We start from the raw sequence: 21,179 nt of genomic DNA on the forward strand, positions 1-21,179 counted from the left end.
CATCAATGTTGATAACATCAATGTTGATAACATCAATGTTGATAACATCAATGTTGATAACATCAATGTTGATAACAGCAAGGTCGTTGAGCAACAGATGCTGCTTGAACCATCGAAATGGTTACCAGTATCAAGCCAACATGATGCTAGCTTGCCACCGAGTCAGTCACAGCCTTTAGTGGCGATGGCCGGAATTGGTAATCCACAGCGCTTCTTTGATACGTTAACTGAGCAAGGTTATCAAATAGAGCTGTCACAAGCATTTGATGACCATAGCACTTACAGTGAATCGACGCTGAATGAACTGGCCAACGGGCGTTTGTTGGTGATGACCGAAAAAGATGCGGTGAAATGTCGCGAATTTGCAAAAGATAACTGGTGGTATCTCGCAGTAGATGCGAAGCTATCTCCCTCATTTGATAAACAACTACTGGCCAAAATTGATCGGTTGGTAGCAGATAAGTAAAGGCATTCGAAATGGCATTTGATAAAAAATTACTCGAAATCGTTGCGTGTCCAGTGTGTAAAGGCAAACTTGAATACAACAAAGACGCCCAGCAACTGATCTGCAAGGCAGATAAACTGGCTTATCCAATCAATGATGGCATTCCAGTGTTACTTGAAAACAAAGCCGAGCCTTTGGCTGAGTAAGTTTTATGTGTGATGATGAAAGCGCCTCTATGGCGCTTTTTTATTAATGTCTAATAAGGGCTTCTTTAATATCATGGATTTAGATTAGATAAGCTGATGTTAGTTATTATTCCAGAATTCAATGCTAATCAAGCTGATCATTAACAACATGAATAAAGCGGTATATCATAAAGTTTTACTTCTTTAGTAAAATACAGGCATTTAAATCACTCATTATCCCGAGTTCAGGTTAATCAATCCAAAGAGTGCACCGTATAAATTATCAGCGTAAATTTAAATTCTCATATCAATATCGCGTTTCAATTACTTAGGTGGGAATTGATTAAAAAGTGCGCGATCGATCAAAAAATGATCAATTCTTGTTTGTAATTCAATCTCTCTCTTTGTTAGTATGCCGCCAGGTCGCTCTAGTCAAACCTAGAGCCAGCAAGGTTTTTATCCTTCTGTTCGATGATGATTTATTAATTTTCATACCGATAATACCAAAATGAGAAATCTGTCGTCAGACAGGTTTAAATAAGTTCGTTCGACTCTTAGGGGTAATGATATTTGAATAACAACAATGTCAAATTGGCATCGCGTTCGGCTGCCAGGATTTTGAAGCTATCCGCCACTACATTATTGGCTTTTTCAGCTTTTACTTTTTCAGTAGCTTCTACAGCCACCCCCGTAACGGATGCCAGGTATCCTGGCACCTCAGACAATAATGGAACGGTCAATTATAGTCAGAGTCATGGCGAGAGCTATACTCAACGTAAAAAAGCAAACCCTCATAAGCGACAAGTTGAAGATCAGACTTTAGCACTTTCTAATCGTATGGCGGAGTTTCGTCGAGCGAACCAGTCTACTAAGCAGCAGCTCAAACAAGACTTAATTACTCACGTTAAAGCGCGTCAGCTATTACTTAATGATTTGGTTAAATCCGATCCTGAAGCGGCAGTTCGTGCAGTGCTTCCTGATTCGGCAAGAGTTGGTATGCCAAAAGATGTGTTGGCAATGCTGACCCAAAAGCGTGAGCTTACTGGTGAACTAGAAGTGGCATACGTTGACTATGACAATGGTAGTCAGAGCCAACTGCGTCATTGGTTAAAGACCGATGGCCGCCGCATAGAGCTCCACCTTAGTAAAGATATCAAATCTGAAGAACTAAAAACGGGCATGGGCGTAAAAGCTAAAGGTTGGATGTTTAGCCAAGCAAACATTGAGCAGGACGAGCCAAGTGCCCTAGTGCTTAGCGATACATCCGATAGTCTACAGCTTCTCGCTAGCTCTACTCTTACCGGAGTTTCTGAGTCTAGCTTGTCTAATACTTTAGGTGAGCAGCGTACACTGGTTGTTTTGGTTAACTTCCAAAACAATACCAGTCAGCCTTGGACTGCAGAAGAAGCGCAGGAATTAGTTTTTGGCACGGTAAATGATTTTTATCAGGAGGCATCTTACGGTCAAACATGGTTAAGCGGCGATGTACAAGGCTATTTTACTTTACCGATAGACGCGACCTGCAGAACCAATGATATTGATAACTATGGCCGTCAAGCCGTTATCGGCAGTGGAATCGACGTATCAGAATATGACCGCTGGGTTTACATCTATCCAGAGAACACTGACTGTGGCTGGACTGGTCAGGGTACGATTGGTGGTAACCCTTCTCGTGCTTTTATCAATGGTTCTATGACATTACGCACCGTAGGTCATGAGCTAGGACATAACTTTGGCTTGCATCATGCTAAAGATTATGACTGTTCAGAAGGGGTGTTAACGGGCCGCTGTATGTCATTTGAGTATGGCGATACCATGGATATCATGGGGAAATCCGGTGTAACGGGTCATTTTAATGCATTTAGTAAACAGCAACTTGGCTGGATTACATCTGCTGCTGGTGAAGTCATCACTGCAGAGACCGACGGTAGTTATCAACTCGAACCTTATGAAACTGCACCAACAGGTAAAGCAAAGGGAATTAAAGTACGACGTGGAACCGATGCCGAAACCGGATCACCTCTGTGGTATTACCTTGAGTATCGTCAGGCGATAGGTTTCGATGATTTCCTCAAAGATAAAAACGGTATTCTAGATGGTGTAGTGCTTCACCTTGCAAAGGGTAACGATATGCAGAGTAATTTGCTTATCGATATGACGCCAAATAGTGGTATCTATGACTATGATGATGCTGCTTTGTTGGCTGGGGTCAGTTATAGCGATCCTGATGCAGGAGTCACTATTACTACTGAGTGGGCCGACGCCTCTGGTGCAAGTGTTAATGTTAGTTATTCGGGTTTAAGCTGTGTTAAAGCCAATCCTAGCTTGTCATTATTGCCTAATGAAAGTGCATGGGTAGCACCCGGAACGACAGTGGCTTATAGCGCATCGGTGACGAACAATGATAGTGAGGGCTGCGCAATATCGGGTTATGAACTGTCAGCACTCGTGCCTAGTGGCTGGACGGTGACCCCAAATAGCCTCAACTTGGCGCCAGGGATGAGTGGGACTGTGACGCTTAACGTCAGTTCTACAGAATCCGCTATTGATGGTTTTTACGATATCGCCATAACAGCAGTAGATAGCAGTGACAATACTTTCGCTCAGACTGGTATTGTAAGTTATGTCGTTGACTCTCCTGTTGAGTCATGCGTAATGGCTAACCCAAGATTTGTCTTGTCAGTTGATAACAGTGGTGAATTGGCTCCGGGAGAGATTGCTACTTATCGCGGAACCATCACTAGTCAAGATAGCAGCAGTTGTACAAGCAGTGATTTTGATGTGACCGCTAACGTACCACAAGGGTGGAGCGCAGATAAGTTAGGGGTGAGTTTAGCGCCGGGTCAGAGCCAAATGATCAGCTTAAATGTGCAGTCATCGACAGTTGCGCAAGATGGCACCTATGATTTCGATCTTAGTGCTCAGAATCGCGCCGATATTCGCTATATTGGCAATGATATCGCGAGTTATACGGTTACAAAGCCGCTGCCAACTTGTACATTGGCTGCGCCTTTGATTGTGATTTCCAATCCTCAAGGGGCTGAAGTTACCGCAGGGACACAAGTGAGTTACAGTGCGACAGTAACAAGTCAAGACAGCGAAGCGTGTTCAGAGACTGTATTTGATGTGTTTGCTGAGGTACCTAGTGGTTGGAGCGCGAGTTCGACGCAGGTGACGTTAGCACCTGGAGCTAGTACGGTAATGAATATTAGCGTTACGTCAGGCACAGAGGCAGAGGCCGGATCATTTAACATTGGCGTTAACGCTCAAAATGCGAATGAAACAGAGTATTTAGGTAACACCACTGTGAGTTATACGGTTAAACCTGCTGCTAATACCGCGCCTGTTGCGGTCAATGATAGCGTGATTATGTCTTCTAAAACATCTGTGGTTATTGATGTGCTAGCAAATGACTGGGATGCTGAGAATGATGAATTGACGATTGTTTCAGTGAGTCAGGGGGCAAAAGGAAGCGTACAGATAAACGGTAATGGTCAAGTGATTTACTCGCCGGCAAAGAGCTTTAAGAGTAGCGACAGTTTTAGCTATACCATCAGTGATGGCGATAAGACTGCAACGGCATCTGTTAGTCTGAGCCTGACTAACTCTGGCGGTGGAGGCAATGGCAATAAATAGCGGATGACATGACTTCAATGAAGTGTACACCGCAATAGATAGCGATATAAAAAGGGTGGCGGTATTTACCGTCACCCTTTTGTCATTTTAAGCTTACGAACTGTTAATAATAGTACCGTTAATTGTAGAGTCTTGCTATTTACTCAACGGTATTAACTTCAACAGCGACGCCATTGGTTACCTTATCTCCTTCATCATCTTCTACCACAGCGACGACACCATCAACACCAGCAGATAGGAAGGTGATTGGGTCAGTGTTTTCTACACCCGGTTTGAGCTCAATAGTAAAGGCACAGGTATAGTTCTCGCTGCCTGAACCATTATATCCAAGTACCGTACCGATAGTACAAGGTGAGTAAGATGTACCTGCATGTTCGCCGTTGGCGGCATTCAGAATAATAAACTCAGTGTGTGCGTTATTATGGACAACGGGTACCCCTCTCACTGTGAGTTCAGTTAACGTCACATCCTCAATACCTGCGTTGGTAAGCTCTAATACCACTAGCATACTGGTTGCAAATGCCATATCGGTATCAGGAGCCTGAGGCGTAAAGGTCACAAGTGCATTATCAGATGCATCCACATCTTGACCATCTTCATCGATACCTCTGATGGTAGCCGTGTTTTTGTGAGTATCACCCGCATTACCCTGTAATCCCTTGGTGATATCACAGCTTGCGTACTCTTCAGGCTGTAACACAAAGCCATTAAGGGCTGTAGGAGTGATAGGGTTACCGTTTTTACTATCGACCATACACTCACCCGTTAAGGTGGCAAACTTATCATCTGTGAGGCTCGTGAAGGTTACGTCATCCACACCTGGATTGACGCTAAAGGTAAAGTTGTAGCTAACGTTGCTGTAGTTAGTTGGATCGTCACCGGTTTCAAGCACCTCTGTTGGATTTGCGGTTTTAACTAGAGTGATTGACGAGGGTACATCACGGATATCGACCATGGCAGTATCATTACCCGTCGCCTGATCATGCTCATCATCGATAGCTGTGGCAGACACTGTATTTGAGTGTTTATCACCGGCATCACCGCCAATAAATTTGGTAAACGTACAAGTATACGTACCACCTAAAGCTATAGATGTGGACACTGCAGAACACTCATCAGCAAGCAGATCACCAAAGACGGTGTCATCCAGCTTTGTGAGAGTCATTGGAGAGTCCCAGAATGCGGCATCATTGTCGACTTTAACGGTAAACTCAACATTTGCACCGGGTTCCAATACAAACGTTTTATCTGTCGTCTTGGTCACGGTAATTGCAGGAGGCAGATTGGTGATCTGCACGGTCACTTCGTTACTACAATGATCGCCTGCAATACTGCCTGGAATGGCTGCACAGCTATCACCATCAACAACGGCATCTCCGTTCTTATCTATCAGTGCGAGCTTGACTAAGTCATCATAGAACTCAGGGCTTTGGTCGTTAGGTAAGTCCCTGTCGACAATATGAACCGTAAAGGCACAACTGTAGGTAGCACTAGGCAGAATTTCACCGCCGTTAGCAGGCATCGAACAGTTCGTCGCAGTCAGATAGACTCCGTCTACTCCAGGTAAGACTGTATCTAGGCCGTTCCACAGGTCAACTGATTTATCGAATGTTCCCTCACCACCAATATCAATTTCATCAGTTAGCGATGTGATAAACAGTGATGTTTGTGCGTTGGGATTAGTAAAGCTAACGGTATAGCTAAACTCGCCACCAGACTCACTACGGGTTGAGACGCTAGTGAGTGTTTTCGTGACTACTGGCGGGGTAGGTTTGATAAAGACATCAATATTAAAGGTGTCACAGTTACATTTTGATTTGTTGTTAGGGATTTGACCCGCATAAGGGTCTTCTCCATAGGTACAGTTACTGCGTTCGATGTTATCCCAGGCTGCACAGTAGGTGAAGTCTGCTTGATTATTACCATCATTATCGACACATAACATAGTGATAGGCTCATTGCTGAGCACATACTCATCTGGGCCTAACGCCTTGGTGATATCACCACATTGGTCACCATCTAACTGAACATCGGCAGTCTCGCCGCTGTTACCGGGGATGGGTAAGATCATACTACAATCACGAAGACCTGGACCGTGTACAATTTGTGGGCTTGCTTCGGTCAAAGGGAGATAGAAGGTGGTATCCCAACGCGCATTAGCGTTGGTTCGAACTGTCACATCGGCAAGGAAGGTGAACACTTGTCCTAAGTTACACTCTGCGCTGGGATCAACTGGATCCACTCGGGTGATTTCTACATCATTTGCGGTACAGTTTAGTGAGTCCTGAGCAAGTTTGTTACCCGCTTTCATTAAGTAGGCGTCTGCCATACAGAATTTCTCTGGATTTTGCTCTGGTGTCAACTTCAGCCAATCGTATGCTCCGGCATTCGCCGTGCTTAGGCCTGTCACTGCATAAAGGGTCGTTGAACTTATCAGCGCAATACCTAGCGCTTTGATAAGTCGTTTGCATTTAAATCGTTTCATAATATTTACCATCTTAATAAGTGAATATGGATAAAACGTGCTTAGTTCTTTGAACATTGTCATTAAATGTGCTGCTTAGCGTATGTAAAAGTTTGGCGTTGCACCTTGGTGAGGCTATGGTCGACATATTTGCCGATAAGGTTAATTACCTGATTAAAACAAGCGTTAGTTACATGCTCGCAGAAAGGTGAAACTCAAACTTATGCTCTAGGAGTAAGCAAGTATCAAGCCGACGAGTTAAGTGGTTGAATATAGTGATTAATTTGTCTGCGAGCCGATTTTGAAGCATGCAGTTGTATCACTGTTAACACAGAGGGAATTGGATCTTCGCCTTAAGTGATTGTTTTAAAGGGTTTTGCTTACATAAGTGTTCAAATGGACACTGTACTGTAACGCCAGTTACAGTTACTGCTATGTAGAAGTGAGTGTTGAGGGAATGCAGAGTAAATACGATTAAATCGATGGTATTGATTGTTTTATCTCACATAAGATTCACGATATATCAATCAAATACGTTCGAATTATATTTAGTGTTTTAATATTCCGCTTTTTAAATTCAGATGCTCAGGTGTTCATTTCTTTATTACACAGACTTAGTTGGCCAACAGCCTCTATAAGCTAGATTTATACAATTGTGTTTTAAAGTACGATTTGGGAGATAAAATGTTGTGCGCTGAACTTGTGGTTATTGTGCCGTGACGGGGAGAGCTGGTTTAAGGTGAATTGCTGGCGCAGTTAATGTCATTGTGACTGTCACTGTGCTTAATGGCCGCAGAGTTACACTGTCGTCAAACTCAATATCCTTGTTCTTGAGTTATTATAGAAAACAATTTTAATAGAATAAGTTGTTAATAGAAGACGTTACTAATAGAAACATTGCCAGTAAGCGATCTATTTCACTGGTACTAGCATGGTGATATTCCCTAATACAGCAGCGTAACCTTTGCTGCTGTATGGTCATTGGTGAGACCAGCCTTTGTAGCCTTGTTGGTTACAGTTATTCAATCGCTTTTAGCCGATTTTTCCATAAGTTCATCAAGTAACAAGGCAAATGTTTCATAACTTTGTGCGCCAACCACCAGTCGTGGATTTATCAATTGATTGTTTTCTATTGTGCCAACAATAAAGCTTGGCGTGCCTCTAATCCCTATCGATGAGCCATAGGCGACGTCTTGCTGCACCTTATTGAGCATCTCCTCATCTGCAAGGCAATCGCTAAACTTAGTCATATCTAGAGATAAGTCTGTGGCTGTTTGTAGGTAGAGCTCATCATCGAGCTGGTTCATATTGTTAAATAGTGAATCTCGCATTGGCCAGTAGGCATTTTGTTGCAGGCTACAATTAGCGGCAATAGCGGCGCCTTTGGCCTTAGGATGAAAGTTTAATGGAAAATCTCGGGTCAGATATTGGACTTTACCAGTATCAATATAATTGGATTTTAGTTTAGTGAATGTTTGATCGATAAAGCGTTTGCAATAAGGGCATTGGTAGTCAGAAAACTCGATAATTGCCAGCTTAGCCTTGTTATCGCCCAGCAAGGGAAGGCTGGCATTGGCATTAAAGTTTTCCTGTGTGGGCAGCGTTTTATATTGCGGTCTTTGCGAGCTCATGGCAATTTTATGAATATCTTTTACTTGGCTCGATACTTGGCTAAGTTGTTGTTTCAGTTCGCTGATATCTTTTTTAAGCGAGCTTAGCTCTTTTTGCGAGTCAGCATCGTTTTGTGGTTGGCAAGCCACAATCAGTAGTGACGTTAATAGGATCGAAATATTCAGTTTTTTATTGATTAACATTGCCATGGCCTCGATTTGATTAAAGTGGTTCGAATAGAGCTAGAGTTTAATATTGCATTTTTTGATTAGACGGTAGAAGGTCGTTCTCGATACATTGAGATCCTTTGCTGCGGCAGTGATGTTGTGATTATTACGTTTGATAGCTTCAAGTAGTAGTTCGGTATCTATGTCCATTCGGTGCTGAGCCAGCTTGATCACAACGTTTTTTTCAGCTTGAGGTTTCATGGTTTTAATGCCTAAATCTTTGGTCGAGATCTGTTCATTGTTGGCCATGATTACCGCTCTGTGTATTCGATTTTTTAATTCTCTGACATTACCCGGCCACTCATATTTTTGCATCGTTGTTAGTGTGCTTGGCTTTATGGTGTATTGACTATTTTCGGGGCTATAGCGAGAAAGGTACTCATTAGCGAGCAACTCTATGTCCTCAGGATGCTCTCTGAGGCTGGGTGCGTGGAGGTGCAAAATATTAATCCTGTAGTAGAGGTCTTCACGAAATCGCCCCTCTTCTACGGCGGACTCCAGATTGACATGAGTGGCAAATATGATTCGACAATTGATGTCTATGGTCTTAGTTCCGCCTAGGCGTTGAATAGTATGCTCTTCTAAAAAGTGCAACAGATTGACTTGGGATTCTAATGATAAGTCACCAATCTCATCTAAAAATAATGTGCCATTGTGTGCTCTTTCGATATGGCCTATGTATCGCTTATCTGCGCTGGTAAATGCGCCTTTTTCGTGACCAAATAATTCTGATTGGATCAGATTTTGTGGTAGCGCCCCACAGTTGATGGTGATGAGAGGGCCGTCCTGTCGTTTCGAACGGCAATGTATTAAACGGGCGCAGAGTCCTTTGCCTGTGCCCGTTTCGCCACTGATGAGAACGGCTTCATCAGTCTCGGCCACTTTAGAAATATTGCGTTTGAGTTGTTTAATTAGCGTCGACTCACCAACAAATTTGACATTTTCGCTGCAGTTTTGATCTTGCGATAGGAATTTATCTTTTATTTCGGCCATTCCATAAGCATGCCCAAGCGTGTGATTTAATCGGTCCCAGTCGATAGGTTGGTGGTGATAATCGGCGAAGTGGCGGGCTAAACACGCGGTGAATTTTTCATCCATGTTTTGTCGGCAGATAGGGATGGCAATCCAGATTTGATTGTCTTGATCATCATTTAGTTGGTTTATGGTATGCAGTATTCTATGTTTTTGATCATATTCAAAAATGGCGATGGCCACTTTAATGTCGTAGGAATGGACACATTTAAGTGCAGCGGGCAAGGTGTCGGCAACAATACAGTGCCAACGGAATGGTTTAAGTTCTTTCTCTCCTTGAAAATCGTGGTCGGTAAAGTTTAATACCAATAGCTCCCTTATCGGTGACTCGCTATGTTTAAAATTGCTCATGGTATTGTCTAGAAGAGGGCTTGTGCTTATTACCAAGTAGAGAATAAGTTATGCACAAATTTTAGGCTGTATATGGGGGATCGCAAGTCTCACAATGTGGGATCATCTGCGTAATACTGTCTTAAGTAATCTAATTGTTTGTAAACGCGGTTATTATTATTTTTTATGTTGTCTTAATATTGAGACAGTGGGCCTCAGCCTCCAAGCAGTGTTAAGTAAGCAGGGGTAATATGGTGTTTTTTGATGGTGAAAAAACGAGCTCCTCCCTGAGCTCTTATTAGTTGTAGCATTAGCATTGGTTATAGCTATTAGGTTATAGCTATTAGGTTATAGGCATTAGTATGGACTTGGGAGCGCCGGACAATCTGCGGGGGCGCTCGGTACATACTTAACCCCGTTACCATCGGCAACCTTCATGTTGTTAAAGGTATCGAGCAAGGTCTTATAGTCATTCTGAGCCGTTGCATCGGTACCTTGCCATGCCGCAATAGCAGCAGTAACGATATCTGCGGTAGACATAGTGCCTCCGCCAGGCATCATTAACACGGCATCACCACCTAGGCGATACTCAATATTGAACAAAAATGCCAGTAATTGCTGGGCAAGTTGTTCCCTTGGGTCGCCGCCACCATTACCATCAATGAGAAAATGTGACACCTCGGCTTTTACTGTCCCTGCACCTGCTGAAATTCCATCGGTGATCTTGTCGTTTTTGTATGCAGCATCGACAGGTGTACCATTGGTGAACATACCATCAAATGGCTCATCGCCTTTACCGAAGTAGCTTGTTTCGCTGTCATAAGGGTCTAAGCCATTGATATAACCTGTGACAAAGGCTGCTTCCATTTCGCCCAGACCGTTTTTGTTATGCCAATAACCTTTAGTGCCGAAACTCGCCTCCTTGAAACAGATATTAGTAAATACCACGTCACCTAAAGGCGTGCTGCTATTGTCTAGGTAGGCATTACCCATGATAGGGGGTAATCGACCATCTGGGCCGCTAGCTTCGGAGCGCACATCAAAGTCAATGGTAATACTTGATGTTGCTTTCCAACCTTGAGCAGATGCCTCTTCTACCTGATAGAAGTCAGTAGGATAAGGAGTTAGCGGTGCATCACCATAACCATTTGGTAATAGAACGCTGAAGGTCATCATACCGTTGGCATCTGTTATGCGGTTTGCATAACCGTTTTCTAGGATCGGGTCGGCGGTGAGTCCAAAGCGTGCTACCACTTCGTCATACACGTCTTTATTAACCGTGCTACTGATAGTATCGGGTATAGGGCCACCGTTAGACTCAAGTAAGCTAGGTGCATACTTTAATCGAACTGGCCAGTTGGCTATCCCAACTTCGTTGGCATCATGGATACCATTATTATTGGTATCGAATACTTTTTTAACCGCAATATTAGCAAAACCCACCTGACTTAATGTAAGAGTGATCTGTGGATCGCTAGCTACCATAGGCTCTACACCTAAGGCTGCAGGGATAAAATCAGAGAACTCATTACTGGTATGTGGCGCTAAGCCGTCATCAAACAAATCAGGACAAGGCATTTCCATGACGAAGCGCTGGATAAAGTCATTAGCGTCATCGCCATCCCAAAGATTAGGATCCTCTGGGCCGGTATTGAGAGAGCTAAACGCTTGGTAGTCATGAACATAACCTGATGTGGTGAAATACTGACTGTTGAGGTTCTTGTCTTGATGCTCTGTCCATCTGAAGTGGTCTAAAGACCATGTGTCATTTAACTGGCCTAGTGCCTCTTTAAGCAAGATAGTGGTTGGGTCGCCACTTGACTCGTCATTGGTGTGATCGTCATTACGTACATTTAAGCCATCTTCGATACCATATTGCCATTGCCAGATAAACTTCTCGCCCAAGTCCAAACGACAGTTTAAGTTGGCATCATGGTAGTTACGCAGTGCGATAATACCGTACTGTGGTTTCTTCTCTTTCACCTTAAAATTATCGGTTTTTGCATAACGCGGAATGAAACCATGGAAGTTACCCGCTTGGTAGCCCTCTTGGTTAGGCTGATTCGTAGCCCCCATACCGCTACCGCTATCGAATTCATTAACGGGCGCGTAGTTATCAACGGGGGTGATCCAAGTTTTATACACCCCACCTTTGTTAGGAGTGTCATCGTATGGGTAGAGCTGAATGACCATGGCAAAGAGAGGTGATCCACCGTGGTCCATATCAGGGTTAAATTCGTGGACCGCCATGGTTTTGTTACCATTGGTTGGGTACTCAGTACAGGATACAGCCTTCCATACGCCTTTATCTTTGACGTAATTGCTTCCTCCACTACCGGGGTACGCCGTAATGACACCATTTTCTATTGTTATTTCACGACAACTAATGTGGTCTCGTGATAACAGGTCTTTACCACTTGGGTCGGTGACCTGAAAATAGTAATTGCCATCAGGAAGCGCCGCTGCAGAAGCCGGTGCATTCATCCTAGGTCCACCATCTAGATAGACATCTAATTTACTCTCATATCTCACATTTTCATTAACTATGCCACCGTCGCTAGTGGTAGTAAAAATTGCACCCGATAGAGCGTTAGCCACTATCGGCAGTCCTGCAAGAACAAGTGCTGCGAACATAGGTAAGAGTGAGAAACGAGCTGTTGAAATACTCATAATCTATTACCTTATAAAACGTATCACATCAACATTTATACATAGTTAGTGCCAAGTATTTATTCGTTATTATTCATGTGGTTATGTTTTACTTAACGCGGGCAAGTGTCACAGTAACCTGAAGGTTAGATTATTTTTAGGTATTTCAGTTAGTTATTGTGTTTCAAATGTGAAACAGTTTTGCAGAGCTGAGCAAAAGGGATGGATACTATGGAGAATGAAAAGCCAAGGCTTGCATTTAGCCTTGGCTTTTGGGGGACATACTTTATATTCGATCCAGTTAAATAACCGACAATAATCGATTCAGCAATAAATTATGTATTACATGTGTTTAGCTTCACTAAGCTTGGCTTTAATCACCGTTAACTCATCCAAGGTAATAACCTTCTTGAAAACCTATCAGCTTGGCCAAGACGTATCGCACTGCGATGTCGCATTCTATAAAGTGCTTGATAACACAAGGGCACCAAGTACAGACTCGTCACAGTTGAGAAGGTGAGGCCGCCAATAATCGCAATCGCCATTGGCGAATAGGACGGTCCTCCACCACCGAGCTGCGTATCACCCATGGCAAGTGGCACTAAGCCTAATACTGTGGTGCCAACGGTCATTAATACCGGGCGCAGCCTCGTGTAGCATACGGCGCTAATGGTGTCGGATAGTTCGTTAAGTTCTGGTGAAAGTTGATTGATTTGATCCACCAATACAATGCCGTTATTGACCACTATTCCCATCAAAATCAAGATGCCAATCATCGCCATAATCGACATCGGCGTACCTGTGAATAACAGAGCCCAAAATACGCCGGTAATCGAAAATAGAATCGAGGTGATAATCGCCGTGGGTAACAGCAGTGACTCAAATAGGGCTGCCATGACGATATAGATCATCGCAATCGCCAATATCATATTGGTTGCCATTACCGCTTCATCTTCATCTTGCTTTTGAAAGCCACCTCTTAATGAATAGCCGTAACCTGCAGGGAAGTTAACGTTGTCCATCACCTGAGTGATTTTTTCCTGTGCTTCTTCTGTGGTCAGCTCATCTAAGTTAGCCCCGATAGCGAGCGCCGTTTGTCTGTCATAGTGTCTGATAGTATCGAATCTAGGTAAGATCTCGATCTTAGCCAAGCTGTCTAAGGTATAAACGCGGTTATCGATGCGGATCACAGGCAGTTGTTTTAACTTCTCAAGCGATAAGCGCCATTGCTGCTCAAACGCCATCTCGATCCGCAGCTCACCGCTGGGATCATGACGAAATGAGCGCAGAGGAGAGCCACGTAACGCCATCGAGATACTCGACGCGACTTCATTAAGCTTTAAGTCGAGCCTTGCTGCCATCTGGCGGTCGATGCGGATCACCACTTCTTGCTGTGCGCCATTTAATTCAGAGCGCACGTCCGTTAGCCCATCAATATTGCTAAGCAAAGGAATGACTTGCTCGCTAAGGTGGATAAGCTCTGTGGTTGAGCGCCCTGTGAGCGAAACGCGAACGCCATTGTTCTCGCCACCCCAACCAAATTGCGGTTTGGCGATGGCAAACTTTGGAAAGCCCTCTCGTATGGTTTTCTTTAGCGCTTTCATATCGACTTCAGTGTCTTCTTTTAAAATAAGCGTCGATTGACCTCTATCGGCCGAGAAATAGCTGTATACCGAGTCTATTTGGAACGTGTCTTTATTGGCATAAAGGTAGGTTTCCATCTTAGTGATCATCGCTTCGGTGACCTCTAAGCTGTGGCGTCCTTCGACTTGATAGTTGATGTACAGTCGGTTGTTTCCCTCGCCATCGGATTGATCTTGTTTGACCATACTGAGCGGCAGTGCCGTCGAGACTAAGATCACTATGGCTAACACGCCTGATAGTCGCGGGTGGGCCAAAATCCAGTTTAGGCTGCGGCGATAATTAGTTTGCAGGCGACTCTGTTTAGCCGTCTTTTTTACCTTAAAAGTCATTTTACTTAGCATTAATGGCAATAAGGTTTTCGCGACTAACAAAGACGCGGCAAGGGAGATACAGATAGCGATGGCCACATGTTCTAAGAAGATAGTGAGCTCGACTTTGACGCCAAATATATTGGGTAAAAATACAATCGCGGTGGTTAGCGTGCCGGCCAGTACGGCAAGCGAGACTTTATCGACGCCACGAAGAATATCACTGCTTTTCATCGGGGCGGTGCGAGTTTCTTGCGCTGTGCTAGCGGCGTCTAAAGTCTGTTTTTCCTGCAATACACTTTCGGTAACGACAACGGCGTTATCAATCAGCATACCTACCGCAAGCAGTAGCCCCATCATGGATAAAATATTTAAGCTATAGCCGAGTAGATACATGGCAGCTAACGTCATACAGATGGCAATAGGCACAGATGACACTACGACGAGCGTCATTTTTAGATCGCGCAGAAATAGATACAACACGATAAAAGAGAGCAGGGCACCAATAAGGCCTGCACCAAGCAGATCACGCAATGACGAGGTAACGCCATAGGCTTGATCTTCCATGACAAATAACTTAATACCTTGAAACTGAGAGTCTTGCTTAGCGGCATCAATGACTTTCATCACTCGCTCTGATACATCGACTAGATTCGCGCCCGACTCTTTAAAGACATCTAAGCCGACCGCGTAGTTTTGATCTAAATGACGACCATCTAGGCGCTCTGGCAGTGAAAAGCTGACCGTTGCAATATCCCCTAAGGTGATCCCCGGCGCGAGCACTAAGGCGGTAATGTCATCTAAGTTTCTAAATTCGCCTTTTGGCGAGACTTGATACACGCGAGAGTTAGTTTTTAGCACTCCCGCGTTAATGACAAAGTTTTCTCGCTGTAAACGGCGGTTAAGCGCTTGAACTGAAATGTTGCTCGATGCAAGTTTGTCGGCATTGATACGAATTTCAATCTGTTTTTGCTCGACGCCATAAAGCGTAACTTGTGATACGCCTTCTACTCGTTCAAGCGGTTTCTTGAGCTGTTTATCAAGCAGATCAAATGCGCTCGACAGTTCACGGTCACTGGATATTCGCAAATTTAGTACTGGCATATCGGCAGTACTAAATTGCCTGATAAACACTCGTTCAACATCATTTGGCAGTAAGTGACGCACAGCATCGACTTTCTCGCGCGCCTCTAGGCTTTTGGTGGCAACGTTTTCTCCCCATTTCATTCTTAGCTCAATTTCGGCGCCATTTTGTGAAGAACTTGAACGCAGCTCTTCAATACCGCCCATAGTCGCTAATGACTCCTCCAGAACGTTGGTGATGTCACGTTCAACCTCAGTGGGTGTTGAACCTTTATAGGGCACCTCAACAATCACTTGTGGAATATCGATGCCAGGAAACATCTCCAGTGGCAATAATCTGCTTGAGGCTAAGCCAAACAACAGTATTGCCACAAAAAACATGGTGGTGGTTACAGGTCTGGCGATGGCTAAGCGGGTGATATTCATGCCTCGCCTCCTTCAAGTTCTAAGTCACTCTTTTGAGCTGTATTGTCATTGCCGGTTTGGTTTAGTTCCTTTGGCTCAAACTCTTTTCGATCAAAGAGGGAATAAAGCACGGGGATCACCACCAAAGTCAGTAGTGTTGATAGCGACAGACCAAAAATTACCGTAATGGCCATTGGCGCACGTACCTCACTGCCATCTCCAAGTCCTAATGCCATGGGTGACAGTCCGAGCGCGGTTGTCATGGTAGTCATGATAATGGGGCGCAAACGAGATTTAGCCGCGTTTGAGATTGCAGTAAGTTTGTCTTCACCATGTTGGCGCAGTTGGTTGATTCTATCGACCAATACGATCGCGTTATTGACAACGATACCGGCCAGCATGATAAGCCCGATAAATACCACCACACTTAAGTGAGTATTAGTGATAAATAAGCCGAAAATACTACCGCCGACCGCCATAGGCACTGCGATAAGAATAAGCAGTGGATGCAGTAAAGACTCAAACTGGCTCGCCATCACTAGGTAGACCAAAAATACAGCGAGCACGAGAGCAATTTGTAGTGACTTGAATGAATGCTCCATCTCTTCATTTTGTCCACCAAAGCGGGCTTGAATCGATGTTGGCAGCGTCTGCGCCGCGAGAATCTTACGAGCAGTGAGTACCGCATCATTCAGATCACCATAGGCTAAGTTGGCCGACACTATGGCAACACGTTGTTGGCTAATGCGGTTAATTGCCGATGGGCCAAGCTTTAGGCTGACATCAGCCACTGCGCTGAGTGAGATCGGGTGAGAGCTGTTAGGGTTAATGATCATCGAGTCGATATCGCTTATCTGATTGCGTTCATCAAGCTCACTACGCACTAAAATATCAATTTTACGGTCGCGAACCGTGTACTGACTCGCAATCGTGCCACCAATTCTTTGGGCGATACGGTTAGCAACAGTTGGGGCGTCCATGCTGAGCGCCGCTAATCGCTCATGATCAAAGCGAATGCTTAGTTCAGGCTGACCATCACGCAGGCTGGTATTGATATCGGCAAAACGGTCAGAATCTGATAGAGCATCAACCAAGTTATCGGCAGTTTGTTTAAGCTGGCCGAGATCGTAGCCAACCAGCTCAATCTCAAGTGGCGTCTTAAAACTGAATAGTTCAGGGTGTTGAACTTTGGCTTCAAGCTCTGGAATGCGCATTGCTGTTACACGTAGCTTATTCGCGACGGCATCAAAGGCATTGTGATCGCTGAGTACGACCTGTAAACGGCCCCAATTTTCGCCGCCTCGTGAGGTGTCTGAGGTCATCAAACCACCGCTACCAGCTTGGCTATAGGCGTGTTTTACATCATTTCTATCTTTAATCGACAGCGCTAGGGTTCTTAGTACTCTGTCGGTTTGGGCCACTTCTGTTCCCGGTGGCAGTAAAACCTCCACATAGAACTCACCTTGATTCATAGGTGGGATCAACTCCATACCTAGCCTTGGCACTAATAGCGCCGCACTTGCTGTAACGCCAAGGGCAATCAATAACGTCAGTAGACGAAATTTTAGCGCCGCAGCCAAAAGTCGATGATAAAAGCGCTCTAACGTGTGATAACCCCAGTTAAACACGCCGCTAATTGGGCGCATTATGAGTCCCGCTAGCCAAGATAGGCTACGACCAATGATTAACACTAAGGTTAATAGTGCGCTTGGCAGGTAGTTAAAAAGCAAAACAAAAGGAAACGAGAACACAGTGGCGCTGTAATGCTTCAATTTGGCGATTTTAGTTTGAGGCTTTGGCTTAATGCTTTTATCTAACAATGGCGGCAGTGCTTTAAAGCCCTCACGGGAGGCAAGCATAGGAATAGTCGTTAATGCCACAAGCAAGGAAGCGAGTAGGGCGAAGGTCACGGTTAATGCTTGGTCGGAAAACAGCGCACCAGCCACACCGTCGACAAACACTAACGGCACAAATACTGCGAGTGTGGTCAAGGTTGAGGCAAAAATTGCGCCGGCGACCTCTTTGGTGCCGGTCACGGCCGCTTCAAGCCTATTCATCCCAAGGGATTTACAGCGGTCGATGTTCTCTAACACCACGATGGCATTATCGACCAATAAACCAACGGCGAGTGCTATTCCTCCTAACGACATGATGTTAAGGCTGATATCGGCAAAGTACATCATGTTAAAAGTGGCAATGACCGAGAACGGAATAGAAATTGAGATAATAAGGGTTGGAATGATGTCTCGTAGGAACAGGTAGATGACTAGCATAGAGAGTAAACTACCGATTAGGGCTGCGCTGGTGACTTCATTAACGGCACTTTCAATAAATTCAGACTGATCGTAAATGACTTTTAGTTCGGCTTTGGCGTTTCGCTCGTTTAATTTGTCTAGCTCTGCTGTGACTTTGCGGGCAACCGCAACAGTATTGGCATCACCTTCTTTATAAATCGCCAGCTCAATCGATTCTTTATCCTCAATGCGAGTGATGTCATTACGTTCTTTATAGGCATCGACAATTTGCGCGACTTCAAATAGACGTACTAACGTCTGCTCATCGCGGTAGATCACTATCTGACCTAACTCGTCTAGGGAGTTAAATTGGTTAAGGGTACGGACTAAATATTCTTTGTCCCCTTGTATGACTTTACCTGCAGATAGATTAATGTTCTCTTCTGCGATGCGGTTACGGATTAGGTCCGCACTTAAGTTGAGCTGGGTGAGTTGTTGTTGATTAAGTTGAATATGGACTTCTTGCTGTAACCCCCCAGATAGCCTGACCGCAGCCACACCGGTCAACGATTCTAGCTGGCGTTTTAGCTCCTCTTCGGCATAGGTGCGCATCTGCTTAAGCTCAGTTTCGCTCATGGCTTCAGACGCGCTATCGCTTGTTTCGGGAACCGACAAGGCGAGTCGTACTATGGGGTCGAGGTTGGGGTTGAAGCGCAGTAATAATGGCTTTTTAACATCAAGGGGCAGTTCAATCGTGTCGAGCTTTTCTCGCACATCGAGGCTGGCCATATCCATATCTGTGCCCCATTCAAACTCGAGCACCACATCTGACATGCCTGAGCGAGAAATAGAGCTGATTTTTCTAAGACCTTTGACAATGCCCGCCGCTTCTTCAATCGGTTTTGAGACAAGTTGTTCAACCTCGACAGGCGCTGCACCAATATATTGGGTACGAATAGTGATGGTTGGGTAGCTCAAGTCGGGTAAAAGCTTAACGGCTAGACGGGAAAAGCCCACCATGCCGAAAAGAATGACCGCAAACATAAACATCCATACTGTTACCGGTCGATTAACCGCAGTTTTTATAATAGACATAGGGTGCTCCCCATTTTTTTAGCTGACTCTCGGTCTGAAAAAGTAATCAGTTCAATGGCTGATATGACGTCGACATTTTTGATAATAGACATGGTGATAGCCTTATCTATTTAGCTGACGCTAAGTCGACAGAGTTGATCACTTCAACTAAGGATTGGTCTTTTAAATTTTGTTGGCCGCGGATCACGATCTGCTCACCTGGCTCGATTCCCGCAACGACTTCAACGGTATCGGCTTCGCGATAGCCAAGAGAAACGGCGCGGCGATTGGCGCTTTCGCCATCGATCACATAAAGGGCAAACTCGTTATCTTGGTTGATTACGGCGTTATAGGGCACGGTTATGACGTTATTGTGGGTGTCGTATTTAAGCTCGACGCGAGTGAACATACCGGCTTTAAGCGTGGCATTTTGATTAGGTACTGATAACGTAACTTTAAATGTTCCGCTTTGTGCATCTACAATAGGGCTAATCCGCAGTACCCTTGCATGAGTCGTGTCTTGGGTGTGCTTGTTGGCATAAACTTCAGCATCTTGCCCTAGGCGTAAGTGTTGTAGTTGCTGTTCTGGTAGATGTACGATGCCGTAGAGTTCGTCTTGATTAATCACATAAAACAGTTCATCAAACTCTTTAGCCATGTTGCCAGACTTCACAAAGCGGGTGGCAACGATGCCATCGATAGGTGAGCGGATCATGCTCTCTTGCACATAAAGCGCAGCTAAATCTCGCTTCGCTATTGCTGCTTGCAGGTTATATTCAAGTTTTGCCATAGAGTCGGCACTGAAAAATTCTTTATTGCTGATTTTTTTAAGGCGATTTAATTCTTGCTCAATGATTTCAACTTCTGCCTGAGAGCGGTCTAAATCGAACTTCTGTCTCTTAGAATCGATTACGGCCAATAATTGCCCCTTGGTCACTCTGTCGCCTTCTTCAACCTTGATAGCTTGAATGAGACCAGCCACTCGGGTAACCACTTTCGCTTCTTGTGGTGCTTCTAATGTGGCGGTTGTACTGTAGAAAGAAGAAACATCACCTTGAATAACCGTGGCTGTTTCGACCGGAACTGCATACTTCTCTTCTTCCTTGGCTTGCTCTTCTTCGCCACAGGCACTTAATAGTGTTGCGAGTAGTAGAGGTAGAATGATTCTATTTTTATTTAACGTTTCCATGTAAGCAGACCTTAATTCAACTTTCGATAGGTCTGATAAAGCAGGATGTGTGCCATAAGTGAAAGTTATTCTATATCAGTGGTTTACGTGGTTGTTGTTATTATTTTGATGTTTGGTTACGTAAGATGTAGCGAAAAGGTGCAAATGTTGGTTTTTTTAACAAAGGTTACGATTAGTGTCTTTATCCATGTCATTGTACATGTCTTTACATAAGCCTTTACGTGGGGGATTGTTTGGTTTTATAGCCATTTTTTGTTTATAGGCATGTTTTGCTTATCGATATTTTACGTTTGTAGCGGCTTTTTTATGGGAGCTTTAGGTCGGAGTCGCAATCAATATCGCGCGTTTCGCTAAGCTAAAGCTGATATTTTGCAAATATTAGCATTTTTCATGATGAATTTTATTTGTCGAGTTATACCAAATTGTGCGCACTAGCTTGGCAATCTTAGATGGGTAAATTCATCATGCTTGTTTGAGTTTTATCGGCATAAACTGCGTGAATGTACAGTTTGAGGATGCTCCCCCTCACATGTTGAGTACGATGGGTGTTAGCTGTAATTACAGCTTATTTTAGCTCAGCTTTAAGTGACGAGTTTAAATGAGCGCATCAATAAGCTGTTAACCGCGTTTATCTAAGTCGACAAAGTCACGTTTAGCATCACC

The 21,179-nt window shown here is 44.4% G+C and carries 10 protein-coding genes; 3 read left to right on the forward strand and 7 right to left on the reverse strand.

Translation table 11 applies throughout. The features are described 5' to 3' along the window. The 3 genes from ACVBIL_RS19360 to ACVBIL_RS19370 form a co-directional block, all read left to right on the forward strand. On the forward strand, positions 1-466 hold a 466-nt coding region (locus ACVBIL_RS19360; RefSeq protein WP_447168573.1), incomplete at its 5' end, for a tetraacyldisaccharide 4'-kinase. Positions 467-477: 11 nt separating this feature from the next. After that, a complete protein-coding gene (locus tag ACVBIL_RS19365; protein WP_447168574.1) occupies positions 478-651 on the forward strand; it encodes a Trm112 family protein in 174 nt (57 codons plus the stop codon). Positions 652-1,200: 549 nt separating this feature from the next. Beyond that, positions 1,201-4,266, forward strand: coding sequence for an Ig-like domain-containing protein (locus ACVBIL_RS19370; protein WP_447168575.1), 3,066 nt, complete (start codon positions 1,201-1,203; stop codon positions 4,264-4,266). Between the two features lie 139 nt (positions 4,267-4,405). Here the strand turns inward: ACVBIL_RS19370 and ACVBIL_RS19375 are convergent, their stop codons facing one another. From ACVBIL_RS19375 to ACVBIL_RS19405, 7 genes are all read right to left on the reverse strand, one after another. Next, the gene (locus tag ACVBIL_RS19375; RefSeq protein WP_447168576.1) at positions 4,406-6,751 is read right to left on the reverse strand and encodes a hypothetical protein; all 2,346 of its coding nucleotides are present in this window, start codon (positions 6,749-6,751) and stop codon (positions 4,406-4,408) included. 1,001 nt (positions 6,752-7,752) lie between these two features. Further along, positions 7,753-8,544 (reverse strand): DsbA family protein, encoded by a 792-nt coding sequence (locus ACVBIL_RS19380; protein ID WP_447168577.1) that lies wholly within the window; start codon positions 8,542-8,544, stop codon positions 7,753-7,755. A gap of 39 nt (positions 8,545-8,583) precedes the next feature. Further along, positions 8,584-9,951 (reverse strand): sigma-54 interaction domain-containing protein, encoded by a 1,368-nt coding sequence (locus ACVBIL_RS19385; protein WP_447168578.1) that lies wholly within the window; start codon positions 9,949-9,951, stop codon positions 8,584-8,586. A 336-nt stretch (positions 9,952-10,287) separates the two neighbouring features. Beyond that, positions 10,288-12,600 carry a hypothetical protein gene (locus ACVBIL_RS19390; protein ID WP_447168579.1) on the reverse strand — a complete coding sequence of 771 codons (2,313 nt, stop codon included), beginning with the start codon at positions 12,598-12,600 and terminating at the stop codon, positions 10,288-10,290. 362 nt (positions 12,601-12,962) lie between these two features. Continuing rightward, positions 12,963-16,040 carry an efflux RND transporter permease subunit gene (locus ACVBIL_RS19395; RefSeq protein ID WP_447168580.1) on the reverse strand — a complete coding sequence of 1,026 codons (3,078 nt, stop codon included), beginning with the start codon at positions 16,038-16,040 and terminating at the stop codon, positions 12,963-12,965. Further along, positions 16,037-19,348 carry an efflux RND transporter permease subunit gene (locus ACVBIL_RS19400; RefSeq protein ID WP_447168581.1) on the reverse strand — a complete coding sequence of 1,104 codons (3,312 nt, stop codon included), beginning with the start codon at positions 19,346-19,348 and terminating at the stop codon, positions 16,037-16,039. Before ACVBIL_RS19400 ends, ACVBIL_RS19395 begins: the two co-directional genes overlap by 4 nt. Positions 19,349-19,454: 106 nt before the next feature. Then, a complete protein-coding gene (locus tag ACVBIL_RS19405) occupies positions 19,455-20,516 on the reverse strand; it encodes an efflux RND transporter periplasmic adaptor subunit (protein WP_447168582.1) in 1,062 nt (353 codons plus the stop codon). Positions 20,517-21,179: the final 663 nt, after the last annotated feature.

Source organism: Shewanella sp. 125m-7, from assembly GCF_052977045.1.